At 60.9% G+C, this 23052-nt stretch carries 24 protein-coding genes, 1 tRNA gene and 1 other RNA gene; 17 read left to right on the plus strand and 9 right to left on the minus strand.

The window, feature by feature from the left end:
* Positions 1–62 precede the first annotated feature (62 nt).
* Positions 63–971, plus strand: a complete 909-nt coding sequence (locus tag ACN50D_RS24090; protein ID WP_007731572.1) for a LysR family transcriptional regulator — start codon at positions 63–65, stop codon at positions 969–971.
* Positions 972–978: 7 nt separating this feature from the next.
* On the opposite strand, the gene ACN50D_RS24095 is transcribed toward ACN50D_RS24090, so the two are convergent.
* The 4 genes from ACN50D_RS24095 to ffs form a co-directional block, all read right to left on the minus strand.
* The gene (locus ACN50D_RS24095; protein ID WP_003943868.1) at positions 979–1560 is read right to left on the minus strand and encodes an HhH-GPD-type base excision DNA repair protein; all 582 of its coding nucleotides are present in this window, start codon (positions 1558–1560) and stop codon (positions 979–981) included.
* A gap of 18 nt (positions 1561–1578) precedes the next feature.
* A complete protein-coding gene (locus ACN50D_RS24100; RefSeq protein WP_212633845.1) occupies positions 1579–2934 on the minus strand; it encodes a glycosyltransferase 87 family protein in 1356 nt (451 codons plus the stop codon).
* A gap of 98 nt (positions 2935–3032) precedes the next feature.
* Positions 3033–4325 (minus strand): aminotransferase class I/II-fold pyridoxal phosphate-dependent enzyme, encoded by a 1293-nt coding sequence (locus ACN50D_RS24105; RefSeq protein ID WP_003943985.1) that lies wholly within the window; start codon positions 4323–4325, stop codon positions 3033–3035.
* 41 nt (positions 4326–4366) lie between these two features.
* An RNA gene (gene ffs, locus ACN50D_RS24110) (signal recognition particle sRNA small type) lies at positions 4367–4466 on the minus strand.
* A 136-nt stretch (positions 4467–4602) separates the two neighbouring features.
* Here ffs and ACN50D_RS24115 point away from each other — a divergent pair.
* From ACN50D_RS24115 to ACN50D_RS24130, 4 genes are all read left to right on the plus strand, one after another.
* Positions 4603–4690: transfer RNA gene (locus ACN50D_RS24115), tRNA-Ser, on the plus strand.
* Positions 4691–5222: 532 nt separating this feature from the next.
* The gene (locus ACN50D_RS24120) at positions 5223–6314 is read left to right on the plus strand and encodes a Fic family protein (RefSeq protein ID WP_249343164.1); all 1092 of its coding nucleotides are present in this window, start codon (positions 5223–5225) and stop codon (positions 6312–6314) included.
* Positions 6315–6394: 80 nt separating this feature from the next.
* Complete coding sequence (locus tag ACN50D_RS24125; RefSeq protein ID WP_230359431.1) at positions 6395–6613, plus strand: hypothetical protein; 219 nt, start codon at positions 6395–6397, stop codon at positions 6611–6613.
* 56 nt (positions 6614–6669) lie between these two features.
* Positions 6670–7488 (plus strand): pentapeptide repeat-containing protein, encoded by an 819-nt coding sequence (locus tag ACN50D_RS24130; protein ID WP_047271565.1) that lies wholly within the window; start codon positions 6670–6672, stop codon positions 7486–7488.
* Positions 7489–7536: 48 nt separating this feature from the next.
* Here the strand turns inward: ACN50D_RS24130 and ACN50D_RS24135 are convergent, their stop codons facing one another.
* Positions 7537–7845: a DUF6191 domain-containing protein gene (locus tag ACN50D_RS24135; protein ID WP_047271563.1), complete on the minus strand. Its 309-nt coding sequence runs from the start codon at positions 7843–7845 to the stop codon at positions 7537–7539.
* Positions 7846–7979: 134 nt separating this feature from the next.
* Between ACN50D_RS24135 and ACN50D_RS24140 the strand changes: the two genes are divergently transcribed.
* Both ACN50D_RS24140 and ACN50D_RS24145 read left to right on the plus strand, forming a co-directional pair.
* Positions 7980–8651: a response regulator transcription factor gene (locus ACN50D_RS24140; protein ID WP_064112112.1), complete on the plus strand. Its 672-nt coding sequence runs from the start codon at positions 7980–7982 to the stop codon at positions 8649–8651.
* A 39-nt stretch (positions 8652–8690) separates the two neighbouring features.
* Positions 8691–9470, plus strand: coding sequence for a helix-turn-helix domain-containing protein (locus ACN50D_RS24145; RefSeq protein WP_003943809.1), 780 nt, complete (start codon positions 8691–8693; stop codon positions 9468–9470).
* 22 nt (positions 9471–9492) lie between these two features.
* Here the strand turns inward: ACN50D_RS24145 and ACN50D_RS24150 are convergent, their stop codons facing one another.
* Complete coding sequence (locus tag ACN50D_RS24150; RefSeq protein WP_030535736.1) at positions 9493–10782, minus strand: MFS transporter; 1290 nt, start codon at positions 10780–10782, stop codon at positions 9493–9495.
* Positions 10783–10808: 26 nt separating this feature from the next.
* The gene (gene argE / locus ACN50D_RS24155) at positions 10809–11996 is read right to left on the minus strand and encodes an acetylornithine deacetylase (protein WP_212633844.1); all 1188 of its coding nucleotides are present in this window, start codon (positions 11994–11996) and stop codon (positions 10809–10811) included.
* 111 nt (positions 11997–12107) lie between these two features.
* On the opposite strand from argE, the gene ACN50D_RS24160 reads away from it, so the two are divergent.
* The 5 genes from ACN50D_RS24160 (at position 12108) to ACN50D_RS24180 (ending at position 16341) form a co-directional block, all read left to right on the plus strand.
* The gene (locus ACN50D_RS24160) at positions 12108–13175 is read left to right on the plus strand and encodes an Lrp/AsnC family transcriptional regulator (RefSeq protein WP_064073653.1); all 1068 of its coding nucleotides are present in this window, start codon (positions 12108–12110) and stop codon (positions 13173–13175) included.
* A gap of 51 nt (positions 13176–13226) precedes the next feature.
* Positions 13227–13787 carry a TIGR03086 family metal-binding protein gene (locus ACN50D_RS24165; protein WP_007731584.1) on the plus strand — a complete coding sequence of 187 codons (561 nt, stop codon included), beginning with the start codon at positions 13227–13229 and terminating at the stop codon, positions 13785–13787.
* A gap of 51 nt (positions 13788–13838) precedes the next feature.
* Positions 13839–14447, plus strand: coding sequence for a TetR/AcrR family transcriptional regulator (locus ACN50D_RS24170; RefSeq protein ID WP_019746515.1), 609 nt, complete (start codon positions 13839–13841; stop codon positions 14445–14447).
* A 1-nt stretch (position 14448) separates the two neighbouring features.
* A complete protein-coding gene (gene gluQRS / locus ACN50D_RS24175) occupies positions 14449–15345 on the plus strand; it encodes a tRNA glutamyl-Q(34) synthetase GluQRS (RefSeq protein ID WP_042447725.1) in 897 nt (298 codons plus the stop codon).
* Positions 15346–15600: 255 nt separating this feature from the next.
* Positions 15601–16341, plus strand: coding sequence for an EAL domain-containing protein (locus ACN50D_RS24180; RefSeq protein ID WP_003943863.1), 741 nt, complete (start codon positions 15601–15603; stop codon positions 16339–16341).
* A 28-nt stretch (positions 16342–16369) separates the two neighbouring features.
* Here ACN50D_RS24180 and ACN50D_RS24185 read toward each other — a convergent pair whose 3' ends face one another.
* Positions 16370–17023, minus strand: a complete 654-nt coding sequence (locus tag ACN50D_RS24185) for a DUF4190 domain-containing protein (protein ID WP_030535740.1) — start codon at positions 17021–17023, stop codon at positions 16370–16372.
* Positions 17024–17153: 130 nt separating this feature from the next.
* On the opposite strand from ACN50D_RS24185, the gene ACN50D_RS24190 reads away from it, so the two are divergent.
* The 3 genes from ACN50D_RS24190 to ACN50D_RS24200 all read left to right on the plus strand — a co-directional run bounded on the left by ACN50D_RS24190 (position 17154) and on the right by ACN50D_RS24200 (position 19678).
* Positions 17154–17873 (plus strand): RDD family protein, encoded by a 720-nt coding sequence (locus ACN50D_RS24190; RefSeq protein ID WP_306665695.1) that lies wholly within the window; start codon positions 17154–17156, stop codon positions 17871–17873.
* An 8-nt stretch (positions 17874–17881) separates the two neighbouring features.
* Positions 17882–18826, plus strand: coding sequence for a hypothetical protein (locus ACN50D_RS24195; protein ID WP_249343163.1), 945 nt, complete (start codon positions 17882–17884; stop codon positions 18824–18826).
* Between the two features lie 117 nt (positions 18827–18943).
* The gene (locus tag ACN50D_RS24200; protein ID WP_030535741.1) at positions 18944–19678 is read left to right on the plus strand and encodes a queuosine precursor transporter; all 735 of its coding nucleotides are present in this window, start codon (positions 18944–18946) and stop codon (positions 19676–19678) included.
* On the opposite strand, the gene tgt is transcribed toward ACN50D_RS24200, so the two are convergent.
* On the minus strand, positions 19669–20958 hold the full coding sequence (gene tgt, locus ACN50D_RS24205) for a tRNA guanosine(34) transglycosylase Tgt (protein ID WP_030535742.1): 1290 nt from the start codon (positions 20956–20958) through the stop codon (positions 19669–19671). The genes ACN50D_RS24200 and tgt overlap by 10 nt on opposite strands.
* 191 nt (positions 20959–21149) lie before the next feature.
* On the opposite strand from tgt, the gene ACN50D_RS24210 reads away from it, so the two are divergent.
* Together ACN50D_RS24210 and ACN50D_RS24215 are read left to right on the plus strand one after the other, a co-directional pair.
* Positions 21150–21941: an enoyl-CoA hydratase/isomerase family protein gene (locus ACN50D_RS24210; protein WP_212633843.1), complete on the plus strand. Its 792-nt coding sequence runs from the start codon at positions 21150–21152 to the stop codon at positions 21939–21941.
* 26 nt (positions 21942–21967) lie between these two features.
* Entirely contained in the window at positions 21968–22939 is a 972-nt protein-coding gene (locus ACN50D_RS24215) for an ABC transporter substrate-binding protein (protein WP_007731596.1), read from the plus strand.
* Positions 22940–23052: the final 113 nt, after the last annotated feature.

A 23052-nucleotide genomic window follows, 5' to 3' on the forward strand; every position in this document is an offset into this window, starting at 1 on the left:
GATTTCTACCATCACGGCATATCAAATCGATATGAACGTGAAGTTGGGTATAGCCTGTTTGCATGACCAGACGGTGGCCCGACCTCACCACTCTCGAGCTACTCATCGGCATCGATGATCACGGAAGTCTCAGTGCGGCAAGCCGTTCAGCAAACATTGCGCAGCCGAATGCCAGCCGCGCCGTCAAAGCACTCGAGCGGCAGCTCGGGATGCCACTCATACACCGTAGGTCGACGGGGGCGGCTTTGACTCCGCAGGGGACCGTAATCGTCCACTGGGCGCGCCGCGTCCTCGCCAACTCGAGGCAGCTTCTCGACGTCGCCGAAGGGATGCGGACCGAACGATCCGCGGAATTGACCGTGTGTGCCAGCATGACCGTCGCCGAACATCTGATTCCGGCCTGGCTCGGTATCTTTCGGTCACTACATCCTGGTGTCACCGTCCACCTTCAGGTCTACAACTCGACCCGCGTCCTCGAGGCTGTCGAGGTGGGAATGTGCGACCTCGGATTCGTCGAGTCACCGACCGTTCCGAAGAGCCTGTCCAGCGTCACCGTCGCGCGTGACTCGCTGGTCGTGGTCGTTCATCCGGATCATCCATGGGCGCGTCGACGAAAGCCGCTGACCGTCGCCGAACTGGCAGCGACGCCGCTGCTGGTGCGCGAGCCCGGATCGGGAACCAGAACGACTCTCGACCTGGCGTTACACGAATACGAGCGCGGTGCACCGTTGTTGGAACTGGGTAGTTCGGCCGCGATTCGAACCAGCGTGCTCGGTGGCGTCGGCCCGGCGGTACTGAGCACGCTGGCCGTCGAGGACCAGGTGAAGCAGGGAGAACTTCGGGTCGTAGCCGTCGAAGGCTTGGAACTCGACCGATCCCTGCGTGCAGTGTGGCGCCCGCCGCGTCAGCTCGAGGGCCCCGCAGGCGACCTGATGAAAGTAGTGCGTGCCAGCGGGTCCCGGAAATCCTGAAAGCGGCTTACTTCTTGTCGGCCTTCGCTGCTGCCTTTGCGGCCTTCTTGAACTCGCGGACCTCGAGCAAAGACTGTTCGTCGACCACGTCTGCAATCGAGCGCCTCGAACCTTCGAGCCCGTAGTCGCCGGCCGCTTGGCGCCAACCTTTCGGCTCGACGCCGATCTGTTTTCCGAGCAACGCCAGGAAGATCCGGGCTTTCTGATCCCCGTAACCGGGTAGGGCTTTGAGCCGCTTCAGTACTTCCTTGCCGTCGGGATTTCCCGAAGTCCAGATCGCCGCGGTGTCGCCGTCGTAGTTCTCGACGATGAACTGGCACATGAGCTGGATACGCTCGCCCATCGACTTGGGGAATCGGTGCACAGCCGGAGGCTCGGCACAGACGGCGATGAACTCGTCGGTGTCCATGTCGGCGATACGCCTGACGTCGATACCGCTGAGCCGATCCGCCAGCTTCTTCGGACCGAGGAAGGCCGTTTCCATCGGAACCTGTTGATCGAGAAGCATTCCGATCAACAACGCCAACGGGTCCTCGGCGAGGAGAGCATCAGCTTCGGGGTCACCGACAAGGTTCAGTTGAAGTGCCATGAGTCCGATACTGCCACGTCAGGCGGCAGTTGTGACCGGCGCCGACGCATCCGGGGCCGGAATCTTCCACTTCTTCCAGCCGAACAGAACCACCGTCGAGACCGCGGCAAGCGTGAAGACCCAGAGGTAGACGCCGACGGTCGGAATCCGCAGATACTCGGGCGGCACGAACATGAACAAGCCCATTCCGATGAAGCGATCCGTACCCGGAATGACCGACGGGTCCCACCAGGTGTGAGACCAGTTCAAGACCGGGAGCAGGAAAACGAACGGCGCCACCCACGCCCAGCGCTTCTTCGACACCATCGCGTAGTGCGCGGCGAGGACGACCAGCGGGACGAACCACACCCAGTGATGGCCCCACGAGAACGGCGAGACAGTGGTCGCAGTCAACCCCGTCATGGTGAGGCCGAGCAATTTCTGATCATGGCGGTGAGCGACCCACGCTGCCCCCAGCCCGAGGCACGCGGCGACTGCACTGCACGCGAGAACCAACAGTCGTGACGGAGTCGGTGTGTGGGTTAGTTGAGCGATCAGACCGGACACGGACTGGTTGCTCGGAGCGTCCGTCGGTCCGACGCGTTCGCTGTCGACAAGAGTGCCGGTCCAGTACGTGTACGCATCGTGGTACATGACGATGAAGCCGAGGGCGACGGTCGCTGCAAACGTCACGACTGCAGTCACCAGCGCGCGCCATTGGCGCGTGATGAACAGGTATACCCAGAAGAAGGCCGGAGTCAGCTTCACACCCGCGGCAATGCCGGCTCCGATTCCCCGAAGGCGACTCTTCTCGTCCCGCCCGAGGTCCCACACGATCAAGAGCAGCAGGAAGATGTTGATCTGCCCGAGCCAGAGCGTCGTACGTATCGGTTCCATGAACAGAAAGATCGTCGTCGCCAACGCACTCACGGCGTACGCCTTCACGTCGAGCCGATAACCGAGGTACTTCCAGCACAACAAGATCACTGCGAACAACGCAGCGATGTTCAAACCCGTCCACACGACAATCGCCTGTTTGAACGAGAGCACCGCCCACACCGTGAACAGCAAAGCCGCAAACGGGGTGTACGTGAACATCATTCCGTCCAGGACTGGCCCGTCGTACAACGGAAGGCCCTGAACCACAACGCTGCCGCCGTGGCGGTAGACGTCGAGATCGAGGAAATTTTCGAAGATCCCCCAGTACCGCGTATTCATCGGCACGGCGAAAAGAACCATCAGCACGGACGCGACTGCCAGAACACCGAGTACAGAGAATCCGAGAACACCGACACGGAGGGTGCGTCGCGGTATGTCAGCTTCGATGACCGACTCTGATTTCGCGGTGTGCGCCTCGAAAGAAGGCCCATCCGAAGCGTTGATCGCGCCCGTCACTACAACCTCCGGGATTTACACCCTATGTCGGGAATTGATGCTCCGAACGGTACAAGACAAGACCGAAAAGTACCGACCGGGCACGCCGCTTCGAGAACTCAGATCTCGGAGAGACGCGATTCGGTAGCTGCGAGCAGAACACACGTAGCCACGCCGTCCATGGCAACTTCGAGTTCAGCCTTGGACGGGAAGCTCGGGGCCAACCGGATGTTCCGGTCGTCCGGATCCGTGCTGTACGGGAAAGCCGATCCGGCAGCGGTGAGCGCGATACCCGCGTTCTTCGCCAGTTCGATGACCCGCTTGGCCGTGCCGTCGACCACGTCGAGGCTGATGAAGTATCCGCCCTTCGGCTCGGTCCAAGACGCGACCTTCGATGCACCGAGACGATCCTCGAGGATCCGCAGTACGAGCTCGAACTTGGGCGCGAGGAACGCGCGATGCTTCTCCATGTGCGCACGAACGCCGTCGGCATTGCCGAAGAAACGCAGGTGGCGAAGCTGATTGACCTTGTCCGGTCCGATGCTCTTCTTGCCCAGGAACTTCTGGTACCAGGCAAGGTTTTCCGCCGAGCTACCGAAGAAGCTCACACCAGCGCCGGCGAAAGTGATCTTGGACGTCGACGCGAACACGAGCGGACGGTTGGGGTGTCCGGCCTCCGCTGCCATCGAGAGAATGTCGTAGGAAGGCGCAGTCTCGCCGACAAGCGGATGTACGGCGTACGCGTTGTCCCAGTACAGGCGGAAGTCGGGCGCGGCCGTCGGCATCGACGCGAGCGTACGGACAATTTCTTCGGAGTACACGGCGCCCGTGGGGTTCGCGTAAACCGGAACCGCCCACATGCCCTTGATCTGCGGATCTGACGCAACAAGTTCGGCGATCTTGACGACATCCGGGCCGTCGTGGTTCATCGGCACCGCGATCATCTCGATGCCGAGGGACTCGGTGATCGCGAAGTGGCGGTCGTAGCCCGGCGCGGGGCAGAGAAACTTGATCTTCTCTTCCTGTGCCCACGGCCGGGCCGAATCCGGAGTGCCGTGGAGCAGTGAGAACACGACGTTGTCGTGCATGATCTCGAGGCTCGCGTTGTTGCCGGCGAGAAGGTTCGCAACGGGGATACCCAGCAGCTCACCGAAGATGGCGCGCAGTTCCGGCAGACCGGTGAGTCCGCCGTAGTTACGGCAGTCGGTGCCGCTTCCGTCACGGAAATCACCGTCGCCGGGCAGCGTCAGCAGCTCTGCGGAAAGGTCGAGTTGTTCCGGGGAAGGCTTACCGCGGGTCAGATCGAGTGCGAGCTTCTGCGCCTGGAGCTGCGTGTACTTCGCGCTCTGGCTCTCATGCTCGGAGGTGAGTTCTTCATGGCTCATCAACCCGATCTGGGTTTGGATAGGCATCCGGAGCGGCCTTTCACCGACGAGGCGGGGTCGGGTATGTGAAAAAATAGAGGACCCCGCGCACCCGGCAGAGCCCGTTGACCCTTGCTGCCTTCCGGCCCTGGGGGAGTTCACAGGATGCGCGCCGCGCGGGATCCAATGAACAGTGTAGACGGCTTTCGCCGGCCGCTGCACACCACCTACCGGGGCCGAGATGCAAACCTCGAGTTCCACCGGTTCTTCGCAGGTCAGGTACCCGTTTAACGCTTCGCGCCCGCAATTGGGTATGCTGCTCCACGGAGGATTCGCCTAGTGGCCTATGGCGCTCGCCTGGAACGCGGGTTGGGTTAACGCCCTCAGGGGTTCAAATCCCCTATCCTCCGCCAAAGGAACCCCTGTGAACTGCTGAGAAGCGGTTCACAGGGGTTCTTTTCTGTCCTCATGCAACGAGTAATGCAACAGGGTCTCGGTTCAGCTCGATGTTCTGCGAGCTCAGACGGTCTGCCGACTCGTGGTGGTTTCGATCCCGCAGCGCGCCGAATCGGAATGCTGCTGCGTGATTTCGAGTGGCCCGCCGATGGCCCGAACCCGATTCGGGAAGCTATGGCCACATCTGCTCCTGCAGCCCGCGTTGGTCATGAAATGACACCCGCGCCGCAAGTCTTATTTATCCAGATCCCATTCTGGATAAGATAGGCATGGAAAGCAAGGCGGCAATATAGCGTGGATACGGGGAGAGACCAGATGGCGTACAGGACGTTGAAATCGATCTTTCACCAACGAGATCGTGCTGGTGCCGATGCTGAGGAGCGAGCGCGACGCGATTCTCCCGCCGCCGTCCACTGGGACCTACTGATCGGCGAACACTCGACGTTCGCACTGATGACACCCGAAGTCGCAGCGCTGATCGAACGGATCATGAGCTTCGAGCCGAAGATCCGGGCTGAGTGGAACGGGCTGCCGGCCCTCGCGCGCACCCACTACCTGCATCGCATGGTGATCGACGAGATCCAGGCAACGAACGAGATCGAACAGGTCCGCTCAACCCGGAAGGAGATCAGCGAGGCAATCGAGATGGTGTGGGCGGAGCAACCCCTCGCGAACAAGCGGTTCGCCGAGATGGTGCGGCTCTATCTCAATATCGGCAACGACCAGGCCGAGAGTCCGCAGACGCTCGACGACATCCGAGACGTCTACGACGCGGTAACTCGGGGCGAGATTCGCGACGAGGACGCCCCCGATGGGAAGCGGTTCCGGCAAGGGCCAGTATCGATCACGTCAGGAATCAAGGTCGTGCACACCGGTGTGGTACCCGAGTCAGCGATCGACGACGCGCTGACCCTCATGCTGAGCCAGGGGGGCGACGACTCGATTCCACGACTGATCAGGGCAGTGGTCGCGCACTTCATCTTCGAGTACACGCACCCGTTCTACGACGGCAACGGCCGAACCGGACGCTACCTCCTCGCGCTGGACCTTCGACAGGTGTTGGCTCCGTATGCGAGCCTGGCATTGTCGGCGACCGTCGCCGACAACAAGGATCGTTACTACAAAGCATTCTCTGACGCGGAGAATCCATTGAACCGCGGAGATCTGACGCCCTACCTGATCGATATGCTGGAGATCATCGCCGAGGCGCAACATCGACTGCTGCTCGACCTCTCCGAGAGGCGGCATAAGATCGACACACTCGAGGCGCGTATCCGCGTTCTGGTGGAGGATGAGGAATTTCCGCTGAACTTGGGACTCGATCGCGAGTCGACGCCGCCGGTTGATAGCAACCACATCGGCGCAGTCCTGTTCACCCTGGGTCAGGCCCACTGCTTCGAGGCGAACCGCGCCATCAAGTTGAACACCCTGGTCGAGGTGGTGGGTCGATCCAGCCAGTTCGCCCGCCCGCGACTTCAGCGCCTGGACGATGCCGGGATCATTGAGACGGTTACGAAGAGACCGCTGCGCTTCCGGCTCACGGCACGGGGGGTATCGCTCCTCGATCTGGATGGGGAGTGATTTTCGCCAGGTCGCAGATGGGCTAGGTGGCGATTGGGCGCACGATCGACGTTTCCATTCCCACTCGCGAATGGAGTGCAGTGGCCGCAACATTTGTGGTCTTCGTCGGCGCACTGGTTCTGCCGCCGGGTACCGCACGACGATTGGTTGCAGCGAGCTGGGCCGTCCACCCGATTTTCGACCTACTTCACGAGCGTGGTCCAGAATCACGTCTGCCGGATTGGTACCCCGCAATTTGCGCGGGATACGACCTCGGAGCCGCTGGACTTCTTGCTGCCGAACCACGCAATTTCGTTTGACAGACTCACAAACCCGAGGACAGACTTTCCGTCCAACCCAACCATCGGGAGTACGCGTGATTGCCGGCCAGACCAATCTGCTCGCAGATTGCAGCAGTTGCTTCGGTCTGTGCTGCGTCGCACTCCCCTTTTCCAAGTCCTCCGACTTCGCGACCAACAAGAATGCCGGCGACCCCTGCAAGAACCTGCAGCAGGATTTCCGTTGCGGCATTCACACCGGATTGCGAAAGAAGGGCTTCACCGGTTGCACCGTCTACGACTGTTTCGGTGCGGGACAGAAGGTTTCACAGCAGACCTACGACGGCGTCAGCTGGCGTGATGCCCCGGAGACCGCGTCAGACATGTTCGAAACCTTCCCTGTCATACGCCAGTTGCACGAACTGCTCTGGTATCTCGCCGAAGCCCGCTCGCTGAAGCAAACCCACTCGATACGAAAGGAACTCGACGCTGCACTCGTAGAGACGGAAAGCCTGACCAACGGCACACCTTCGCAGATTCGAGCCGTCGACGTCTCAGCACACCGAGCGGCAGTCAACACACTGCTCTTGCAGACGAGTAACCTTGTGCGCTCACCGATCTCAACCAAGAAGGGTCGAAAACTCGACCACCGCGGCGCAGACCTCATCGGCGCCAAATTTCGTGGTTCCGATCTACGTGGGGCCAACTTTCGCGGGAGTTACCTGATCGGTGCAGACCTCCGCGACTGCGAACTCGATCGAGCCGATCTGATCGGTGCAGACTTACGCGGCACCGACATTCGCGGCACAAAACTCCGCGGCAGTATCTTTCTCACTCAGTTCCAGATCAACGCGGCGATCGGCGATTCGGCTACCACGCTGCCCGATTCACTGACCCGCCCCGGCCACTGGGCCTGAGCCAGACGACTGTTGGCGACTGTCAACTCCGTCGACTGTTGACGACTGTCAACCCCGTCGACGGAGAACGACCTTGTTAGCTTCCGGATCGACAGACACCCACGGCGGGTCACCATCCGTTCCGTCCTCACGATGCATCAATGCGCTCTGACGCTGTTCGAATTCATGATGCTTGGACCCCTGAAACAGGGCAGCAACCTCTTCGAAGCCCGCGGCCGAGACCGGACGAGTCGTACGTCCCCGAGTCCACGGCAGTGCCCGGCCGCCGGTGAGCCGGTTCCAGAGAGTCTCGGCGAAAGCGAACAGGACCAGCAGCACGAGCAAGCCTGGCAGCGTCAACGCGAACAGAGTGCCCATGAAAGAAGTCTAGCGACGAACGCCCCCGGTTCCCTCGACTTCCGATCGGCCGCCCTATGTCTGGTCCCGCGGTCGATGATCTGCCAGAATGCAAGCTGTTACGACTAGTAACACCTTCGGGGGGAGGATTTCACATGAGCTTGATACTTGCAGCTACCGACCGTTCGGAGCTTGCCCAGACACTCGGTACCGAATTAATACATTTCGGGCACCAGATACAGCTCGTCCGCACCGGGCGCCGCCTACTCGATGACCTGGACACCGACAGTTTCGATATCGCCGTGATCGATCTCCTGTTGCCGGACATCGACGGCTACGAGATCGCACGGCAGATCCGCTTGCGCAGTTCGATGCCGATCATGATGCTGGTGGATACCTACGAGGACATCGACGAAGCACCACATCGCGCTGTCTCGGACTTTGTGCTGAACCCGATCGATTCTCACGCGCTCGATCTTCGGGTCACCGAAATCCTTCGTGAAACCGCACATCCCGCCCCCGGCAAACACCAACGTCACGGTGACCTGCTCCTCGATCGACGTGCGATGACGGCGACGATGGGCGGAAAGCTGCTGGTCCTCAGTCGGACCGAATGGCGGGTACTCCTGGAGCTGTCGACCGAGCCTGGGCGCGTGTACTCACGTGATCACCTGATCCGAAACGTGTGGGGTTCCGACCACGAAAGAACGCGTGTGGTCGACGCAACCATTCTCAGCCTGCGGTCCAAACTCGAATCCGATCCCGCGAAACCGAAGTACATCAAAACCATCAGGGGATTCGGATACCGCTTCGGCCCGGTCGACTGAAGTCGCCTTCGTGTCGGTGCCGCTCGATAAGCTCTTGTCATGGGTTGGTACACACCACAATCGGTCGCCCCGGATCTCTCCGACATCCTGGTGTGTGGCTGGACGGCGTGCGCAGAAGGAGAACACCTCCTCGTGCCCGATGCTTGCATGGACGTGCTGTGGATACGCGGCGTCGGCATACGCGTCTGTGGCCCCGAAACCGCTGCATGGTCATTCACTCTTCCGCCCGGAACACGCTCCGTGGGTGTTCGATTCCGCCCTGGATCGGCATCGCCGATGTTGCGAACCTCGGCGTCCGAGCTTCGGGATTCTCGCGCCGATCTCAGCGATGTAACCGACGCACGCACGGAACGAATACTGTTGAACCGCTTGGAAAATTCCGAAGACCACGAACAGGTCTCCATCCTCGAAAGCGCTGTTCGGAGTTGGGTAAGTTCGAGTTTCCGTCACGATCCGGTGATCAACCACGTTCGCACCGCACTGTCCGAACATTCGTGGAATGTCAGCTCTCTCGCCGACGCGGCGGCACTGACTTCGCGCCAACTCCAACGTCGATGCAACGACGCCTTCGGATACGGCCCGGCAACGCTGCGCTCGATCCTGCGCCTCCAGCGCTTCATGGCGCTCGCTCGCAGTCGACCCGCGCTGGGACTCGCTGAATCCGCCGCCCACTGCGGATTCAGCGATCAGGCCCACTTGACCCGTGAATGCCGCCGAATCTCGTCGCTGACCCCGGCGGCTCTACTCCGCACCCAAGCCCCCGACTGGCACGGGTCGGATACCGTTGTCGCGCTGGCGGAGGGAGACGCGGTCGCGTAATCCCGACCGCGCTCCCCCGCCGTCACTTCTGGCTGAAAAGCGTCCTTGCCGACCACAGCCCACCGAGGGAAAGAACTGCGACCGTCATGTAGTAGTAACTGGGGGCGTCGAGCGAGCCTGTTGTACTGATCAACCAGGTCAAGACCAACGGCGCGATTCCGCCGAGCAAAGTCACTCCGAGGTTGTACGACAATGACATTCCGGTAGCCCGGATCTCTGCCGGGAACAGCGAACTCATCAGGGCGGGCAAGGGACCGAAGGCAAACGCCATGATGACACCCAGGACCGAAACAACCAGGACGAGGGTCAGAGTCGACGGGTGATCGACCATCAATTTGAAGAGCGGCCAGGCCAAGACGATTGCCGCAACGGCGGCCCAGGTCATAACTCTCGCCGGTCCGACCCGGTCTGCAAGATGCCCGATCAACGGCACGGTGATCAAGGTGACCAGTCCGGCGACGATGCCGCCGAGATAGCCGGCCGAGGCGGAAACTCCGAGGTTCTTCACGGCAAACGTCGGCATGTACAAGATGAGGTAGATCGAGATAGTCGCGACGCCCACTACTGCGGCACCGGTCAGCACCCGGCCGAGATGCCTGGTCAGCGTCGTCTTCAGCGGAGCCCTTTCCGGGACGCTCGTCTTGAAATCGTCCGTTTCGTCAAGCTTGGCACGGATATAGAGTCCGACCGGCCCGACGATGATGCCGAAGAAGAACGGAACGCGCCAGCCCCACGAGTAGAGCGCTTCATGCGAAAGGTGGGTGTTGAGCACGTATCCGAACAGCGATGCCAGGAAAACCGAGGCACCCTGGCTGGCAACTTGCCAGGAAGAGTAGAACGCCTTCTTGTGTGGCGCAGTCTCCACGAGGAAGGTTGTAGCAGTACCGAATTCACCGCCGGCGGAGAATCCTTGAATGAGACGCGAAACAAGGATGACGACGCCGGCCCACGGTCCGATCATCGAGGTCGTCGGCGCCACGGCCATGATGAGCGTGCCGATCATCATCAGCATCATCGTCAACGTCAAGGCGTTCTTGCGCCCGCGACGATCGGCGTAGCTACCGAGAACCATCCCGCCAAGCGGCCGGATGACGTACGAGATCGCGAACGTCGCGAACGTCAGTATCAAACCGAGCGTGTTGTCGCCGCCGGGAAAGAAATTATGGGCGATCACCACTGCGAATGATGCGTAGACGATGACGTCGAACCATTCGAGCGCAGCGCCGAGCGAACTGCTGATCACCGCCTTGCGAGCAGCGGCCAGGCGTTCCGGGGTGACTGTTCCGGAGGTTGGCGTAGTTGCCGTGGACATGGTTTTCCTTAGGGGGTCAGGGTGGGTCAGGTGCGGGCGTGAGCGATGACGTTCCGAACGAACTGCTCGCACTGTGCCAATTGGTCAAGTGTCACGTACTCGTCAGGTGCATGCGCCTGAGTGATGCTTCCCGGCCCACACACGACAGTGGGGATACCGATAGTCGCGAACATCCCGGCCTCGGTGGCGTACGCGACCTTTTCGTCCGAGGCCCGACCACCCCATTGTTCGACCAGTGCGGCCGCCGAAGCATTCGCATCCGTCTCCAGGGGAGGAACCGAGGCCGACACGTGCATCGTCACGGAGGCTGACGGGTTTTCTTCTTGCATCAGGTTTTCGATCCGATTCGCCTCGGCGGCAAAGCGTTCGAGCAAATCTGCGGCGCCAGCTGAGCTGATGCTCCTGAATTCGAAAGTGATGGAGCAATCCTCGGGGACAGTGTTCACTGCGATCCCGCCGGATACGAGATTGACCGAACACGTCGTCCAGGCCACGTCGAATGCGTCGTCGTACGGGCCGGACGCACGGAGCTCGTCGGCCGCGCTTCTGACGAATCGAATCAACTCCGCGCCGTATTCGATCGCGTTGACTCCTTGCGGAGTGAGCGACGAGTGCGCCGAAACACCATGCAGATCAACACGTATGACGTTCATCGACTTGTGTGCGCGAATGACCCGCATCTCCGACGGCTCTCCGACGACGCACACATCAGGGCGCAGGTTCCGGGAAACAACCTCCTCGACCAACCCGGCCGCACCGATGCAGCCGACTTCCTCGTCGTAGGAGAATGCAAAGTGAATCGGCTTCGCCAGCGGCCGAGCAACGATGTCGGGGATCGCAGCGACGACGATCCCGATGAACGACTTCATGTCGCACGTGCCACGTCCGTACAGGCTTCCGTCGCGAACGTCGGGCGTGAAAGGCTCGCTACTCCAGTCTTGATCGTCGACCGGCACTACGTCTGTATGGCCGGAGAACATCACACCGCCGGCAGTACTTCCGTCAGGAGGAGTGAACGTTGCCAACAAGTTGAGCTTCGTTCCCTCGTCATCGGCAACAAGTACCGGCTCGACCCCATGGCGACGTAGTTCCGCCGCAATGAGATCGATCAACGGTCGATTGCTCACGGCACTCGTCGTATCGATTCCGATGAGGCGTTGCACCCACTCGAGGCTTCTCTCTGTCGGAACAGCGGGCAACGTGGTCGATGACATCTGGTTTCTCCTTTCACAGCATGAACGCAGTGGGCACTCGCCACCGCGTTCTGCCCTTCGAGCATGAATGAAGTGATCCCAGACACAGTGAAGATGCACGATACTTGCACCATGATCGAAGAAACGCAGGATTCCGCCGTACTGGACGACGTCGACCTCGCCCTGATCAATTGCCTGCAACTCGACCCGCGAGCGTCGTGGCGCACGGTTGGCGACGCGCTCAAAGTGGATCCGGTTACCGTGGCTCGCCGCTGGCAGCGGTTACAGGATTCCGGCACCGCCTGGGTCTCTGCCAGGGCAACCGGCCATGGCCGTCCGGAGTCGTGTCTGGCTTTTGTCGAAGTCGACTGCACGACTTCGAACGCGTTGACGATTGCAGAACGACTTGCCCGCTGGCCGCACGTACTGAGCGTCGAACACACAAGCGGCCCAGGCGACTTGACACTTCTCGTCGAGGTCAGAGACATGGCTTTCCTGTCGCGCTTCCTGCTTCGGTCGCTCGCGTCGGTACCCGGGATCGTCAGTTCGCGTGCACACCTCGTCACCGAGGTCTTCGCGATCGGAGACGACTGGAAATTGCAGGTACTCGATGCCGCGCAGCGAGCGACGATGACAGACCGGCCTGTGCGATACAAATACGCGCCGACGGATCAGCGCCATCACGGGAAGACGTTCGACGCTGTCGACCGCCAATTGATATTGAAACTGGGTGAGGACGGTCGATCCTCGATTGCCGAGCTCACGGTCGGTACCGGCCTCAGCGAAAGTACGGTCAGGCGGCGACTTGCCGAATTGACGTCGCGCAACCAGATCGTGTTCCGCTGCGACGTGTCTCTGCCACTGTCCGGCTGGCCCCTCGTGACCTGGGTGTGGGGATATGTCGATCCCACGGACCGGTCGACGATTCGTGCCCTGGTGGAGCGAGTGCCGGGAACGCGGGTGTGCATGCGGATATCCGGTGGACGCGCCAACACACTGCTCGCGATCGCCGCACACTCCCTTCGCGAAACTCCCATTACCGAAGTACAACTCGCACAAGAGGCACCGGGCCTGGTGGTGCTGAACAGGTCAGTGGTGCTGCGATCGATGAAGAGGGTGGGCCGACTTCTCGACGACGAGGGCAAGAGTGCCGGGGTTGTACCGATGGACATCTGGGCGGAAGCCCCGGAGATCGAGTGAATGTCCGAAATAATCAATCACGATGCGCTGTGGCGGTGAAGGATTGTTGTCATGACTTCAACAGAGATCTCCCCCGCCCAGCGTTATCGGGATCTGGCCGCCGGATTCACGGCCCGGATCGACGCCGTACCCGCCGACCGCTGGGACGACGATTCCCCCTGCGAGGGCTGGACCGCCCGCGACGTGGTGAGACACGTGCTCGACAGCGAACGAGACATGGTCAAGGTAGTCGGCCTGGAATTGGCACCCGGTCCGTCGGTCGACGACGACCCGTCGGCAGCCTGGGCGGCCGTCCGCGATTCGATGCAGGAAATTCTGGACGATCCGGCAAAGTCCACCCTGGAATACGACGGACACTTCGGCAGGACCAACCTCGGGGCCACGGTCGAAGGGTTTTTGTGTTTCGATCTGGTCATCCACGGTTGGGACCTCGCGGCCGCAACCGGCACCGATACGACGATGCGAGACGCGGACGTGGAGTGGGTGTCGGAGATCGCCGCGGGCCTGGGCGAGTCGATCCGCATGAGCGGTGTGTGCGGCCCGGAAATACAGGTTCCGGACAACGCTGACAAAGCGACGAAACTCCTTGCCTTCCTCGGCCGGAAGGCGTGAAAAAGCACCCCTGACGTGGGCATTACTTCCATACGCATGTAATGTCGCGGTATGCCGGAACGCCGAAAATCCTCCACGAGTCCAGACCTGCTTGCGGCGGCATTGTTCGATGTCGCCGCGGAATCCGGACTGGAAAATGCCAGCGTTCGCGAGGTCGCAAAACGGGCGGGTGTCTCGATCGGCGCAGTGCAACATCATTTCTCGACCAAGGACGAGATGTTCGCATTCGCACTGCGAACACTCGTCGATCGATTGTTGACGCGACTGGCCGAATCGTCCGCCGACGCGGACCCGCATACCGCCCTGTTCCAGGCACTCTCGCAACTCCTGCCCCTCGACGAGCAACGCACGCGCGAGGCACATGTGCTCGCCGCGTTTGCCGTGCGTGCCGCAACCAGTGAGTCACTCTCCGAAATCCGCCGGACAACCCTGTTCACAATCCGCACCGGCATCTCGACAGTTCTGATCGGCATCGGAACTCCCGAAGCGGAAACCAGAGCGGCACTTCTGCTTTCAACCGTCAATGGATTGGCACTCGACGCACTCGGAAGCCCCGCCATGTATCCGCCGCAGTACCTCGATCACGCTTTGGAAACCCAGATCCGCCTCACCCTGCACGACGCCGAGAACCCGCTCGCCTCCGTCGGGCTCGCCAGCTGACGTGGAAGGAGCAGGACGCTTCGCGCCGAGCCCGTCTGGCGATCTCCATCTGGGAAACCTCCGAACCGCCCTCTTGGCTTGGCTTTTCGCCCGCACCAGCGGGCGCGACTTCCTCATTCGGGTAGAGGATCTCGACCGTGTCCGCCCCGGCGCGATGGAACGACAACTCGACGATCTGCGCAGGCTCGGCCTCACGTGGGACGGCCCAGTCGTATTGCAGTCACACCGTCTTCCCTTGTACCACAAGGCTATCGACCAATTGCGCGAGCGTGACCTGACCTATCCCTGCTTCTGCACACGCAAGGAGATCCTGCAGGCACCGTCAGCGCCCCATGCTCCAGACGGCGCCTACCCCGGCACGTGTCGGAACCTTTCGGAGGCCGAACGCGCCGAGAAATCGGCAAGTGGCCGATCTCCCGCGCTGAGGCTACGGGCCGGCATCGACTCGTTCACCGTCCATGACGAACTGTTCGGCGAGGTGACGGGACCAGTCGACGACGTCGTCCTGCTCCGCGGAGACGGGGTGCCCGCTTACAACCTTGCCGTTGTCGTCGACGACGGTGCACAGAACATCGACCAGGTGGTTCGCGGCGACGACCTCCTGACCTCGGCTCCACGTCAGGCATACCTTGCCCAGCTGCTCGACATCGAACCACCGTCGTACGCCCACGTTCCTCTTGCCTTGAACAGTGAAGGCAAGCGACTCGCGAAGCGCGACGGCGCAGTGACTCTGGCAGATCAACTCGAGGCCGGACGCAGTACCGAGCAGGTTCTGACGATGATCGCGTCGAGCATCGGTCTCGCCGAACCCGGCGAGGTTGTCACACCACCCCAATTGGCGGATCGATTCGACTCTCGCAAGATCCCCCGGACCCCGTGGATTTTCCCGGCGAAGTAAGTGACGTATCAATCGGTGCCTCGTCGGAACAAAACTACGATTGTCCGATATGACAAAGCCGTCCGCAATAGCTATTCGTTGGCAATTCTCGAATAGTGAAGTACGGTCGAGACTGGCGAAGGAAATTCAGGGCGAGTTGTTCCTGCAAAACCACGCCCGGGATCTGAACCTGGAATCCGACCACAGTACCCACTTGCAGCATCCACGCTGACACGCACGTGCGGCACGGGCGACTCAGGACGAAAAGGAATACGCATGGTCCGCGAGCTTCGCGAGGCACTCGACGACCATCAATTCGAGGTGTTGTATCAACCCCAGGTCAATCTGAACTCGTCAGCAATTATCAGCTATGAAGCTCTTTTGCGTTGGCGCCATCCGCTGCGAGGGTTGATCGAACCTCAAGATTTCATGCGCTCCGCCGAATCCTCTGGGCTCATCATTCCCATCGGGCTACAAGCTCTGGAAATGATTTGTGCCCAAACAGCGTCGTGGCCTGAGCACATGATGGTCGCGGTCAACTTTTCGCCTCGCCAACTCGCTACCCCGCACGCCGCTCACGAGATCCTCGGAGCGCTCGACAGTTCACAAACACCACTGAGCAGAATAATCGTGGAAGTCACCGAACTCGGCGTCGTAGGCCGGCATGCCGCCGAGACTCTTCATGTCTTGCACAACGAGGGAATTCGAATCGCGCTGGATGATTTCGGGGCGGGCTTCGCGTCCTTCTCCGCATTGTCGGAATTGCCGCTCGACATTCTCAAGATCGACCAATCCTTGACCTGGGCCGTCAGCGCAGCGGGTCGTGCTGGAGACCGTGCCTTCATGGTCATGGAGTCCATCGCCGACATCGCTCGGAAGCTAGGGCTTGATTCGATCGCAGAGGGCGTCGAAACCGCGGAACACGCAGCCAACGTCTTGCGGGCCGGCTGCGACATGGGCCAGGGCTATTACTTCGGCAAGCCACTTCCTGCGTCGTCCGTCGTCACTCCCGTGTGAGCGCTCGCCACTTCAGCACGACGGCACTTCAGTACGACGACGATGCACTCGCTATGAGTGCGACTACGAGAATCACGGCAAAAATTGCCAAGAAGGCCGCGCCGACCGCAATTCCGGCTATCGCAAGCCCGCGCCCCTGTTGACCTGTCTGCTTGATCTGATTGAGCGCGACAATTCCCAGAATGATTCCGACGATTCCGCCGAGACTGTAGAAGCAACCACCCGCAAGCGATACAACCAGCGATGCAATTGCGAGACCATTGGTGCCGACCGGCTGCATCGGCGGTGCGTACCCACCCGCGAATTGATTCGGTTGACCGTACGGGTTCGGAGGTTGGCCGTACTGAGGCTGTCCGTATTGAGCCTGTCCGTATTGTCCGGGTTGCTGATATTGATTCTGCTGATATTGATTCTGCGGTCCGAAATTCTGCGGCGGCAGGTACGGGTTCGGTTCACCGATTCCGCCCGGCTGGGGGTTATTACCGGGCGGGTTGTACGACGGCGGTGGATAACCCGGGTACTGCTCGTTGGGAGTGGTATATCCGGGAACTTCAGGTGAAGACTGCGTTTCGGACGGGGACACGCCGTACCCCTCAGGAGGCAGGCTCGGAAATTCTCCGTACCCAGGTTTTGCCTGGTAATCGCTCGAAGAATCGTCGTTGTTGCCCCCGGAACTCGTCATACAACGCAGCCTAAACCACAGGTGACCTCCGAATCCAAGTGAGCAGATGTCATCCACATCGCTCTTTGATCCCAGTAGGGTCATATCCACTGTCACACTCGAGCGCGATATTTACGACTGAGGGGAACACATGACAACCGGTGGGTACGACCCCAACCAGAATCCAGAAGGCGGGAAGCAATTCCCACCCCAGGATCCATATGGCCAGCAGGGAACACCTCCTCCCGGAAGTTACCCCCCTCCCGCCGGCCCCCCGCAAGGCGGAAGCTACCCGCCCCCGCAGGGCGGAAACTTCCCGCCCCCTCAGGGTGGCAACTACCCGCCTCCCGGTGGATACCCGCCGCCGCCCCAGGCCGGAAACTTCCCGCCGCCTCCGCAGTTCAACGACCAAGGTGCGTACGGCGGAGGAAACCGGCTGCCTTCGGGTGCTCAGCCGGGCGATCTGTGGATTCGACTCGGTGCCCGCATCATCGACGGCATCATCGTCGGCGTCATCGCCGCGATTCTGGCTCTATTGGTCAGTGACTCCGACAGCTTGATTCTGGTCTCGGGACTGTTCTCGGGAATTCTGACCTTCGCTTACTTCATCGCAATGGAAGTAACGCAGGGTCGGACTTTGGGAAAGATGATTCTGGGCCTTTCAGTACACGGTCCGGGTGGCGCACCTCGCCCCTCCGTCCAGCAGTCTGCGATTCGCAACGCCTTCACGTTGCTCTCGATCATTCCGATCATCGGCGGAATCCTCGCGTTGGTCGCCTACATCGTCATCGCGGTCACGATCAACAACAGCCCCACCAAGCAGGGCAAGCATGACGAGCTCGCTGGTGGAACTCAGGTAGTCAAGGGTTAGGTGCGCATATGACAACCGGTGGGCACGACCCCAACCAGAATCCCGAGGACGGAAAGCAATTCCCGCCCCAGGATCCCTACGGCCAGCAGGGAACGCCTCCTCCTGGGAGCTATCCCCCGCCGGCGGGGCCTCCGCAGGGTGGAAGTTATCCCCCGCCCGGCGGCTACCCGCCGCCCCCACAGGGCAACTTCCCTCCACCCCCGCAGGGTGGAAGCTATCCCCCTCCCGGTGGCAACTACCCACCGCCCGGTGGATACCCGCCACCTCCCGGAGGCGGCAACTTCCCACCGCCGCCCGCCAATGACTACGGCGCAGGATTCGGTGGACCGCAGCTTTCCGTGGGCGCCGCAATTACCTACGGCTGGAACAAGTTCAAAGACAACGCATTGGTTTGGATCGGAATCTCGATCATCGCCTTCTTGATCGCCGGACTGATCCAGGGCGCTTTCAACGGTTTCGACTACACCAATACCGAATTCAGCGCGCTGTCCATTGTGGGTGGATTGGTCACCGCTATCGTCGGCTACATCATCCAAGCCGCATTCCTTCGTGGAGCGTTGAGCGAATTGGATGGAATCAAGCCGGCTTTCGGCACCTTCTTCCAATTCACCAACATCGGCGCAGTTGTTCTCGGCGGTTTCCTGGTAGCAGTGGCAACTTACGTCGGTTTGGCTCTCTGCATCCTTCCCGGCATCATCGCGGCGTTCCTGCTCTACTACACGCTGACCTTCATCGTGGACAAGAATCAGGATGCGATTTCGGGCATCAAATCGAGTTACGCGTTGACCTCGTCGAACGTCGGAACGTTGGTCCTGCTGGCGCTCGCTCTGATCGGTATCAACATCGTCGGTGCGCTGCTGTGTGGAATCGGTCTTCTGGTGACGGCGCCCGTCGCGTTGATCGCCAGCACCTACGCATACCGCGTGCTGACCGGCGGCCATGTAGCTGCCTGATCCGTTCGTTTGCATCACCGAAGGCCCTGCGGTTCCACGTGAAACCGCAGGGCCTTCGGTGTGTTCTGCGCAACTGGACGGTCGCCAACTCGCATCCGAGCGCCTTGTGGTGCTTGGATGACGGACGTGACAGCTCAGGATCAGCAAGACGAATCGACCCACGAAACCAAATTTGCGCACGTCAGCCGGGGTTATTACCCGACGATCGTCGCGCTCTTCACCGCAACGCTGCTGATCTCGAACGTGGCGGCGACCAAGGGGGTCGCCTTCTTTGCGGATTCCGACTTCTCGCTCGGTCCCTTGCAAATTCTGCCCATCATCACCGATGGTGGATTCTTCTTGTTCCCGCTCGCCTACGTCCTCGGTGACGTGCTCAGCGAGGTCTACGGCTTCAAAGCGACCCGACGCGCGATCTACCTGGGCTTCGGCGCACTGATTCTTGCCGCTGCGTGCTTCTGGATTGCAGTGCAACTCCCGTCGGCAGAGTTCTACGAGAACCAGGCCGCCCTCGAAACCGTGGTCGGTGTCATTCCCCGGCTACTGGTCGCGGGCTTGGCCGCCTACCTCGTCGGACAGCTACTGAACTCACTGGTTCTGGTCATGATGAAAAAGCGCATGCAGGAGAAGCATCTGTGGGCGCGGCTGATCGGCTCGACCGTCGTCGGCGAATTCGCCGATACCCTCATCTTCTGTTCCATCGCGGCCGGTGTCATCGGCATCAGCACATGGGAAGACTTCATCAACTACGTGCTGGTCGGCTTCCTGTGGAAGACGCTTGTCGAGGTTCTGGTCATGCCGATCACCTACCGCGTCATCGCATACGTGAAGAAGCGCGAACCGACCTACGCCTGAGGTGCAGGCGTCTTCGCCGCGTAGAACTTTCCGAGCATGTCCGCCTTGAAGTCGTGGAAATACCCACCTTCGATGCTGGCTCGGATATCGTCGACCAACTTCACGGTGAATCGCTCGTTGTGGATGGTGCAGAGCGTCGACGCGAGCATTTCCTTCGCCTTGAACAGGTGATGGATGTACGCGCGGGTGTAATTGGCGCACGTGTAGCAGTCGCACTCGTCGTCGATAGGCGTGAAGTCACGACGGAATCGGCTGGTGTTGATGTTGAACCTGCCGGAGCGGACGTAAATCGCAGCATTGCGAGCAACACGCGACGGGTTGACGCAGTCGAAGGTGTCCGCACCGTTCTCGATTGCGACGAAGAAGTCGTCCGGTTCACTGATGCCGAGCATATGACGCGGCTTGTTCTCGGGTAGTTCCTCGTTACACCAACGCACGATCGTTCCGAGGTTCTGCTTCTCGAGGGCGCCGCCGATGCCGTAGCCGTCGAAGCCGTATCCGTTCTCGCCTTCGATCGACTCGAGTCCGCGGCAGGCTTGACGTCGCAGATCTTCGTACTGCGCGCCTTGGATCACGCCGAAGAGAGCCTGATAGGGCTTGTCAGCGCGTTCGGCGGTGAGCTTCTCGTGTTCATTGATACAGCGGATCGCCCACGCCTGCGTGCGCTCGACCGATCGCTCCTGGTAGCCGCGGGTGTTGAGCAGCGTTGTGAGCTCGTCGAACGCGAACATGATGTCGGCGCCGAGCTGATGCTGGATCTGCATCGACACCTCGGGGGTGAAGCGATGCTTACTGCCGTCGAGGTGCGATTTGAACGTCACGCCCTCGTCGTCGACTGTCGCGAGACGCTCCTTGCCCTTCGCGATGACGTCGTCGGACTGCACACCGACGGCCTCCATCGCGAGCACCTTCTTGAACCCGACACCAAGCGACATGACTTGGAAGCCACCGCTGTCGGTGAAGGTGGGCCCGTCCCAGTTCATGAACTTGCCCAGCCCGCCGGCCTCGTCGACGATGTCGGGTCCCGGCTGCAAGTACAGGTGGTACGCATTGGCGAGCAACGACTGCGCACCGAGTTCCTTCATGGACTCGGGCAGCACGGCCTTGACCGTGGCCTTGGTTCCGACGGCCACGAACGACGGCGTCGCGATATCGCCGTGCGGTGTGTGGATGGTTCCGGTTCGTCCGAGCCGGTCCTCGAGCCTGGTCCCTATCGTGAAAATCGACTCGGGACGCTTGTCGACGACGGGCTCGGGCGGTGTCGGTACTGCAGAAGTCACGGGCTCAATCCTGTCACAGGAGCAAATATCGCCGTGATCACAGCGAAGAAAGTTCCTACGCGATCAGCATCCGCATTGGTCTACTGACCGAACCCGAGCGGTACCGCCGCGTGAGGGTCCCCACCATACTTCCCACTACACATCCCCCGGCTCGACCGGTTTACCCCGCCAACCCGCTGACAGGAGCTCACTTGACGAGACAGACCGGCCAGACCTACAACTTCGTCACCGTCGACGTCACAGACTCGATTGCCACCGTGACTATCGACAAACCTCCAGCCAACGCATTCAACCCCAGCATGATCGCCGAGCTTCTGGAGATACTGCCGGTACTCGCGTCGGACCAGACCGTCCGCGTCATTGTCGTGACGGGCACTGGACGGTTCTTCGTCGCCGGTGCGGACATCACCGTGATGCGCGAGCTGACGGAAGAAACTCAGCGCGCGATGCGCCCGTGGGTCGACGTACAGCGGATCCTCGAGTCGGCTCCCAAACCTGTCGTCGCGAAGATCAACGGGCACGCACTCGGCGGCGGAGCAGAACTGACGTTGGCCTGCGACTTCCGCATCATGGCGCAGTCGGCGACCATCGGCTTCCCCGAGATCGGACTTGGGCTTTTTCCGGGTGCCGGTGGCAGCCAGCGACTTCCACGCCTCATCGGGGCTCACCGAGCCAAAGTGCTCATGATCGAAGGCAAGCGCCTCAGCGCCGAGCATGCACTCGATATCGGCCTGGTCGACACCGTCGTTGCGGACGCCGACCTCGATGCGCATTGCGCTGACCTCGCACGCGAACTCGCGACGAAACCCACTGCCACCATCGGAATGATCAAACGCATTGTCGACGAGGGCATGTCGTTGCCGCTCGATCAAGCGCTGAATCTCGAATTCGAGGCAGTGCTCGACCTGATCAAGACGGACGACGCTGCTGAGGGACTTCAGTCATTCCTCGACAAGCGGTCCCCCACCTTCACGGGACGCTGACAGCTCCCATTTACCGAGAGGCCATCATGCTCAACAAATTTCAGAAGAAATGGGTGGGCGCAGTCGCTTCTCTCGCCGCCCTGACGATCGCGGTCAGCGGATGCACCCGGCCCGCTACCGACAACTCCGCGGAAAGTGGTGGCCTGGTACGGATCGCGGTGGGTGTAGACCCGTCGTACGCCCCGATTTTCCTGGCCGACCACGAGGGCATGTTCGAGGCCGCCGGCCTCGACGTCCAGGTCATCCAGACGGAAGGCGGGGCGGCGGGCGCCCAGAACGTCGTAGCCGGAACTTCGGAACTCTCCGGCAATGCCGACTCGACGGCACTGTCCGTCATGGCCGCCAATCCGAGCCTGCGGGCGCTGGGCGTATTTCAGGAATCCGACCGATACTTCCAGGTTGTACTGAGGAATGGCGTCGAGCCGAAGTCGATCAAGACCATGGGCGTCTTCCCCGGCATCGGCCTCTACTTCACGAACCAGTACCTGGCCAGTCTCGGCATCGACCCCACGACGGTCACACTCGTGAGCACAAGCCCGCCCGAACAGCCTGCTTTGCTGGCGCGCGGTGACATCGACGGCTTCCTGTCCTTCGACCCCTGGGTGACGCAGAGTGTCAATACCGGCGGGCGCGTTGTTGCCACGACCGGCGACTTCGGCGCCAAGTACGCCCAATGGATCATCGCTTCGGACAACTGGTTGTCCGCGAACGAAGAAACCGCAGGCAAGGTGTTCAAGGTGATCTCGGAAGCGTCGGCAATCGTGAACTCGGATCCGGATCGGGCTGCAACCGCAATTGCCGCGTCTATACAGATGGACCCAGCCGAGGCCGCAGACCGGGTGACCCAAATCGATTTCGGTGGACGCGGATTCACCGAGGACGACGTGGAGCGCGCAAACGAACTTGTTGCATTCTTCCGCGAGCAGGGCAAGATCTCCGCGGACATCGATCCGTCCGCTGTCCTCCTCTCGGGATGGTTCGAGCAGAACGCCGCCTGAGCGGAGAGTGAGAACGGGTCCGGTGTGCAGACCGAAATCATGTCGCCCACCGGGCCGCAGAACTACGTTCGACACCAGTCGGTTCGGCGATATCTTTCGATTGAAACGGAGTA

It is taken from the genome of Rhodococcus sp. SB1D (assembly GCF_048573875.1).
GTDB lineage: Bacteria > Actinomycetota > Actinomycetes > Mycobacteriales > Mycobacteriaceae > Rhodococcus_F > Rhodococcus_F qingshengii.

Bases quoted from the DNA above. Each gene is read 5' to 3' on its own strand.
- ACN50D_RS24190 (WP_306665695.1), top strand. From the start codon at position 17,154: ATGACAACCGGTGGGTACGACCCCAACCAGAATCCAGAAGGCGGGAAG.
- ACN50D_RS24150 (WP_030535736.1), bottom strand. From the start codon at position 10,782: ATGTCCACGGCAACTACGCCAACCTCCGGAACAGTCACCCCGGAACGC.
- ACN50D_RS24180 (WP_003943863.1), top strand. From the start codon at position 15,601: ATGGTCCGCGAGCTTCGCGAGGCACTCGACGACCATCAATTCGAGGTG.
- ACN50D_RS24200 (WP_030535741.1), top strand. From the start codon at position 18,944: ATGACGGACGTGACAGCTCAGGATCAGCAAGACGAATCGACCCACGAA.
- ACN50D_RS24215 (WP_007731596.1), top strand. From the start codon at position 21,968: ATGCTCAACAAATTTCAGAAGAAATGGGTGGGCGCAGTCGCTTCTCTC.
- ACN50D_RS24160 (WP_064073653.1), top strand. From the start codon at position 12,108: ATGATCGAAGAAACGCAGGATTCCGCCGTACTGGACGACGTCGACCTC.
- ACN50D_RS24195 (WP_249343163.1), top strand. From the start codon at position 17,882: ATGACAACCGGTGGGCACGACCCCAACCAGAATCCCGAGGACGGAAAG.
- ACN50D_RS24095 (WP_003943868.1), bottom strand. From the start codon at position 1,560: ATGGCACTTCAACTGAACCTTGTCGGTGACCCCGAAGCTGATGCTCTC.
- ACN50D_RS24135 (WP_047271563.1), bottom strand. From the start codon at position 7,845: ATGGGCACTCTGTTCGCGTTGACGCTGCCAGGCTTGCTCGTGCTGCTG.
- ACN50D_RS24170 (WP_019746515.1), top strand. From the start codon at position 13,839: ATGCCGGAACGCCGAAAATCCTCCACGAGTCCAGACCTGCTTGCGGCG.
- ACN50D_RS24145 (WP_003943809.1), top strand. From the start codon at position 8,691: ATGGGTTGGTACACACCACAATCGGTCGCCCCGGATCTCTCCGACATC.
- ACN50D_RS24185 (WP_030535740.1), bottom strand. From the start codon at position 17,023: ATGACGAGTTCCGGGGGCAACAACGACGATTCTTCGAGCGATTACCAG.
- argE (WP_212633844.1), bottom strand. From the start codon at position 11,996: ATGTCATCGACCACGTTGCCCGCTGTTCCGACAGAGAGAAGCCTCGAG.
- ACN50D_RS24120 (WP_249343164.1), top strand. From the start codon at position 5,223: ATGAGCTTCGAGCCGAAGATCCGGGCTGAGTGGAACGGGCTGCCGGCC.
- ACN50D_RS24140 (WP_064112112.1), top strand. From the start codon at position 7,980: ATGAGCTTGATACTTGCAGCTACCGACCGTTCGGAGCTTGCCCAGACA.
- ACN50D_RS24090 (WP_007731572.1), top strand. From the start codon at position 63: ATGACCAGACGGTGGCCCGACCTCACCACTCTCGAGCTACTCATCGGC.
- ACN50D_RS24105 (WP_003943985.1), bottom strand. From the start codon at position 4,325: ATGCCTATCCAAACCCAGATCGGGTTGATGAGCCATGAAGAACTCACC.
- ACN50D_RS24165 (WP_007731584.1), top strand. From the start codon at position 13,227: ATGACTTCAACAGAGATCTCCCCCGCCCAGCGTTATCGGGATCTGGCC.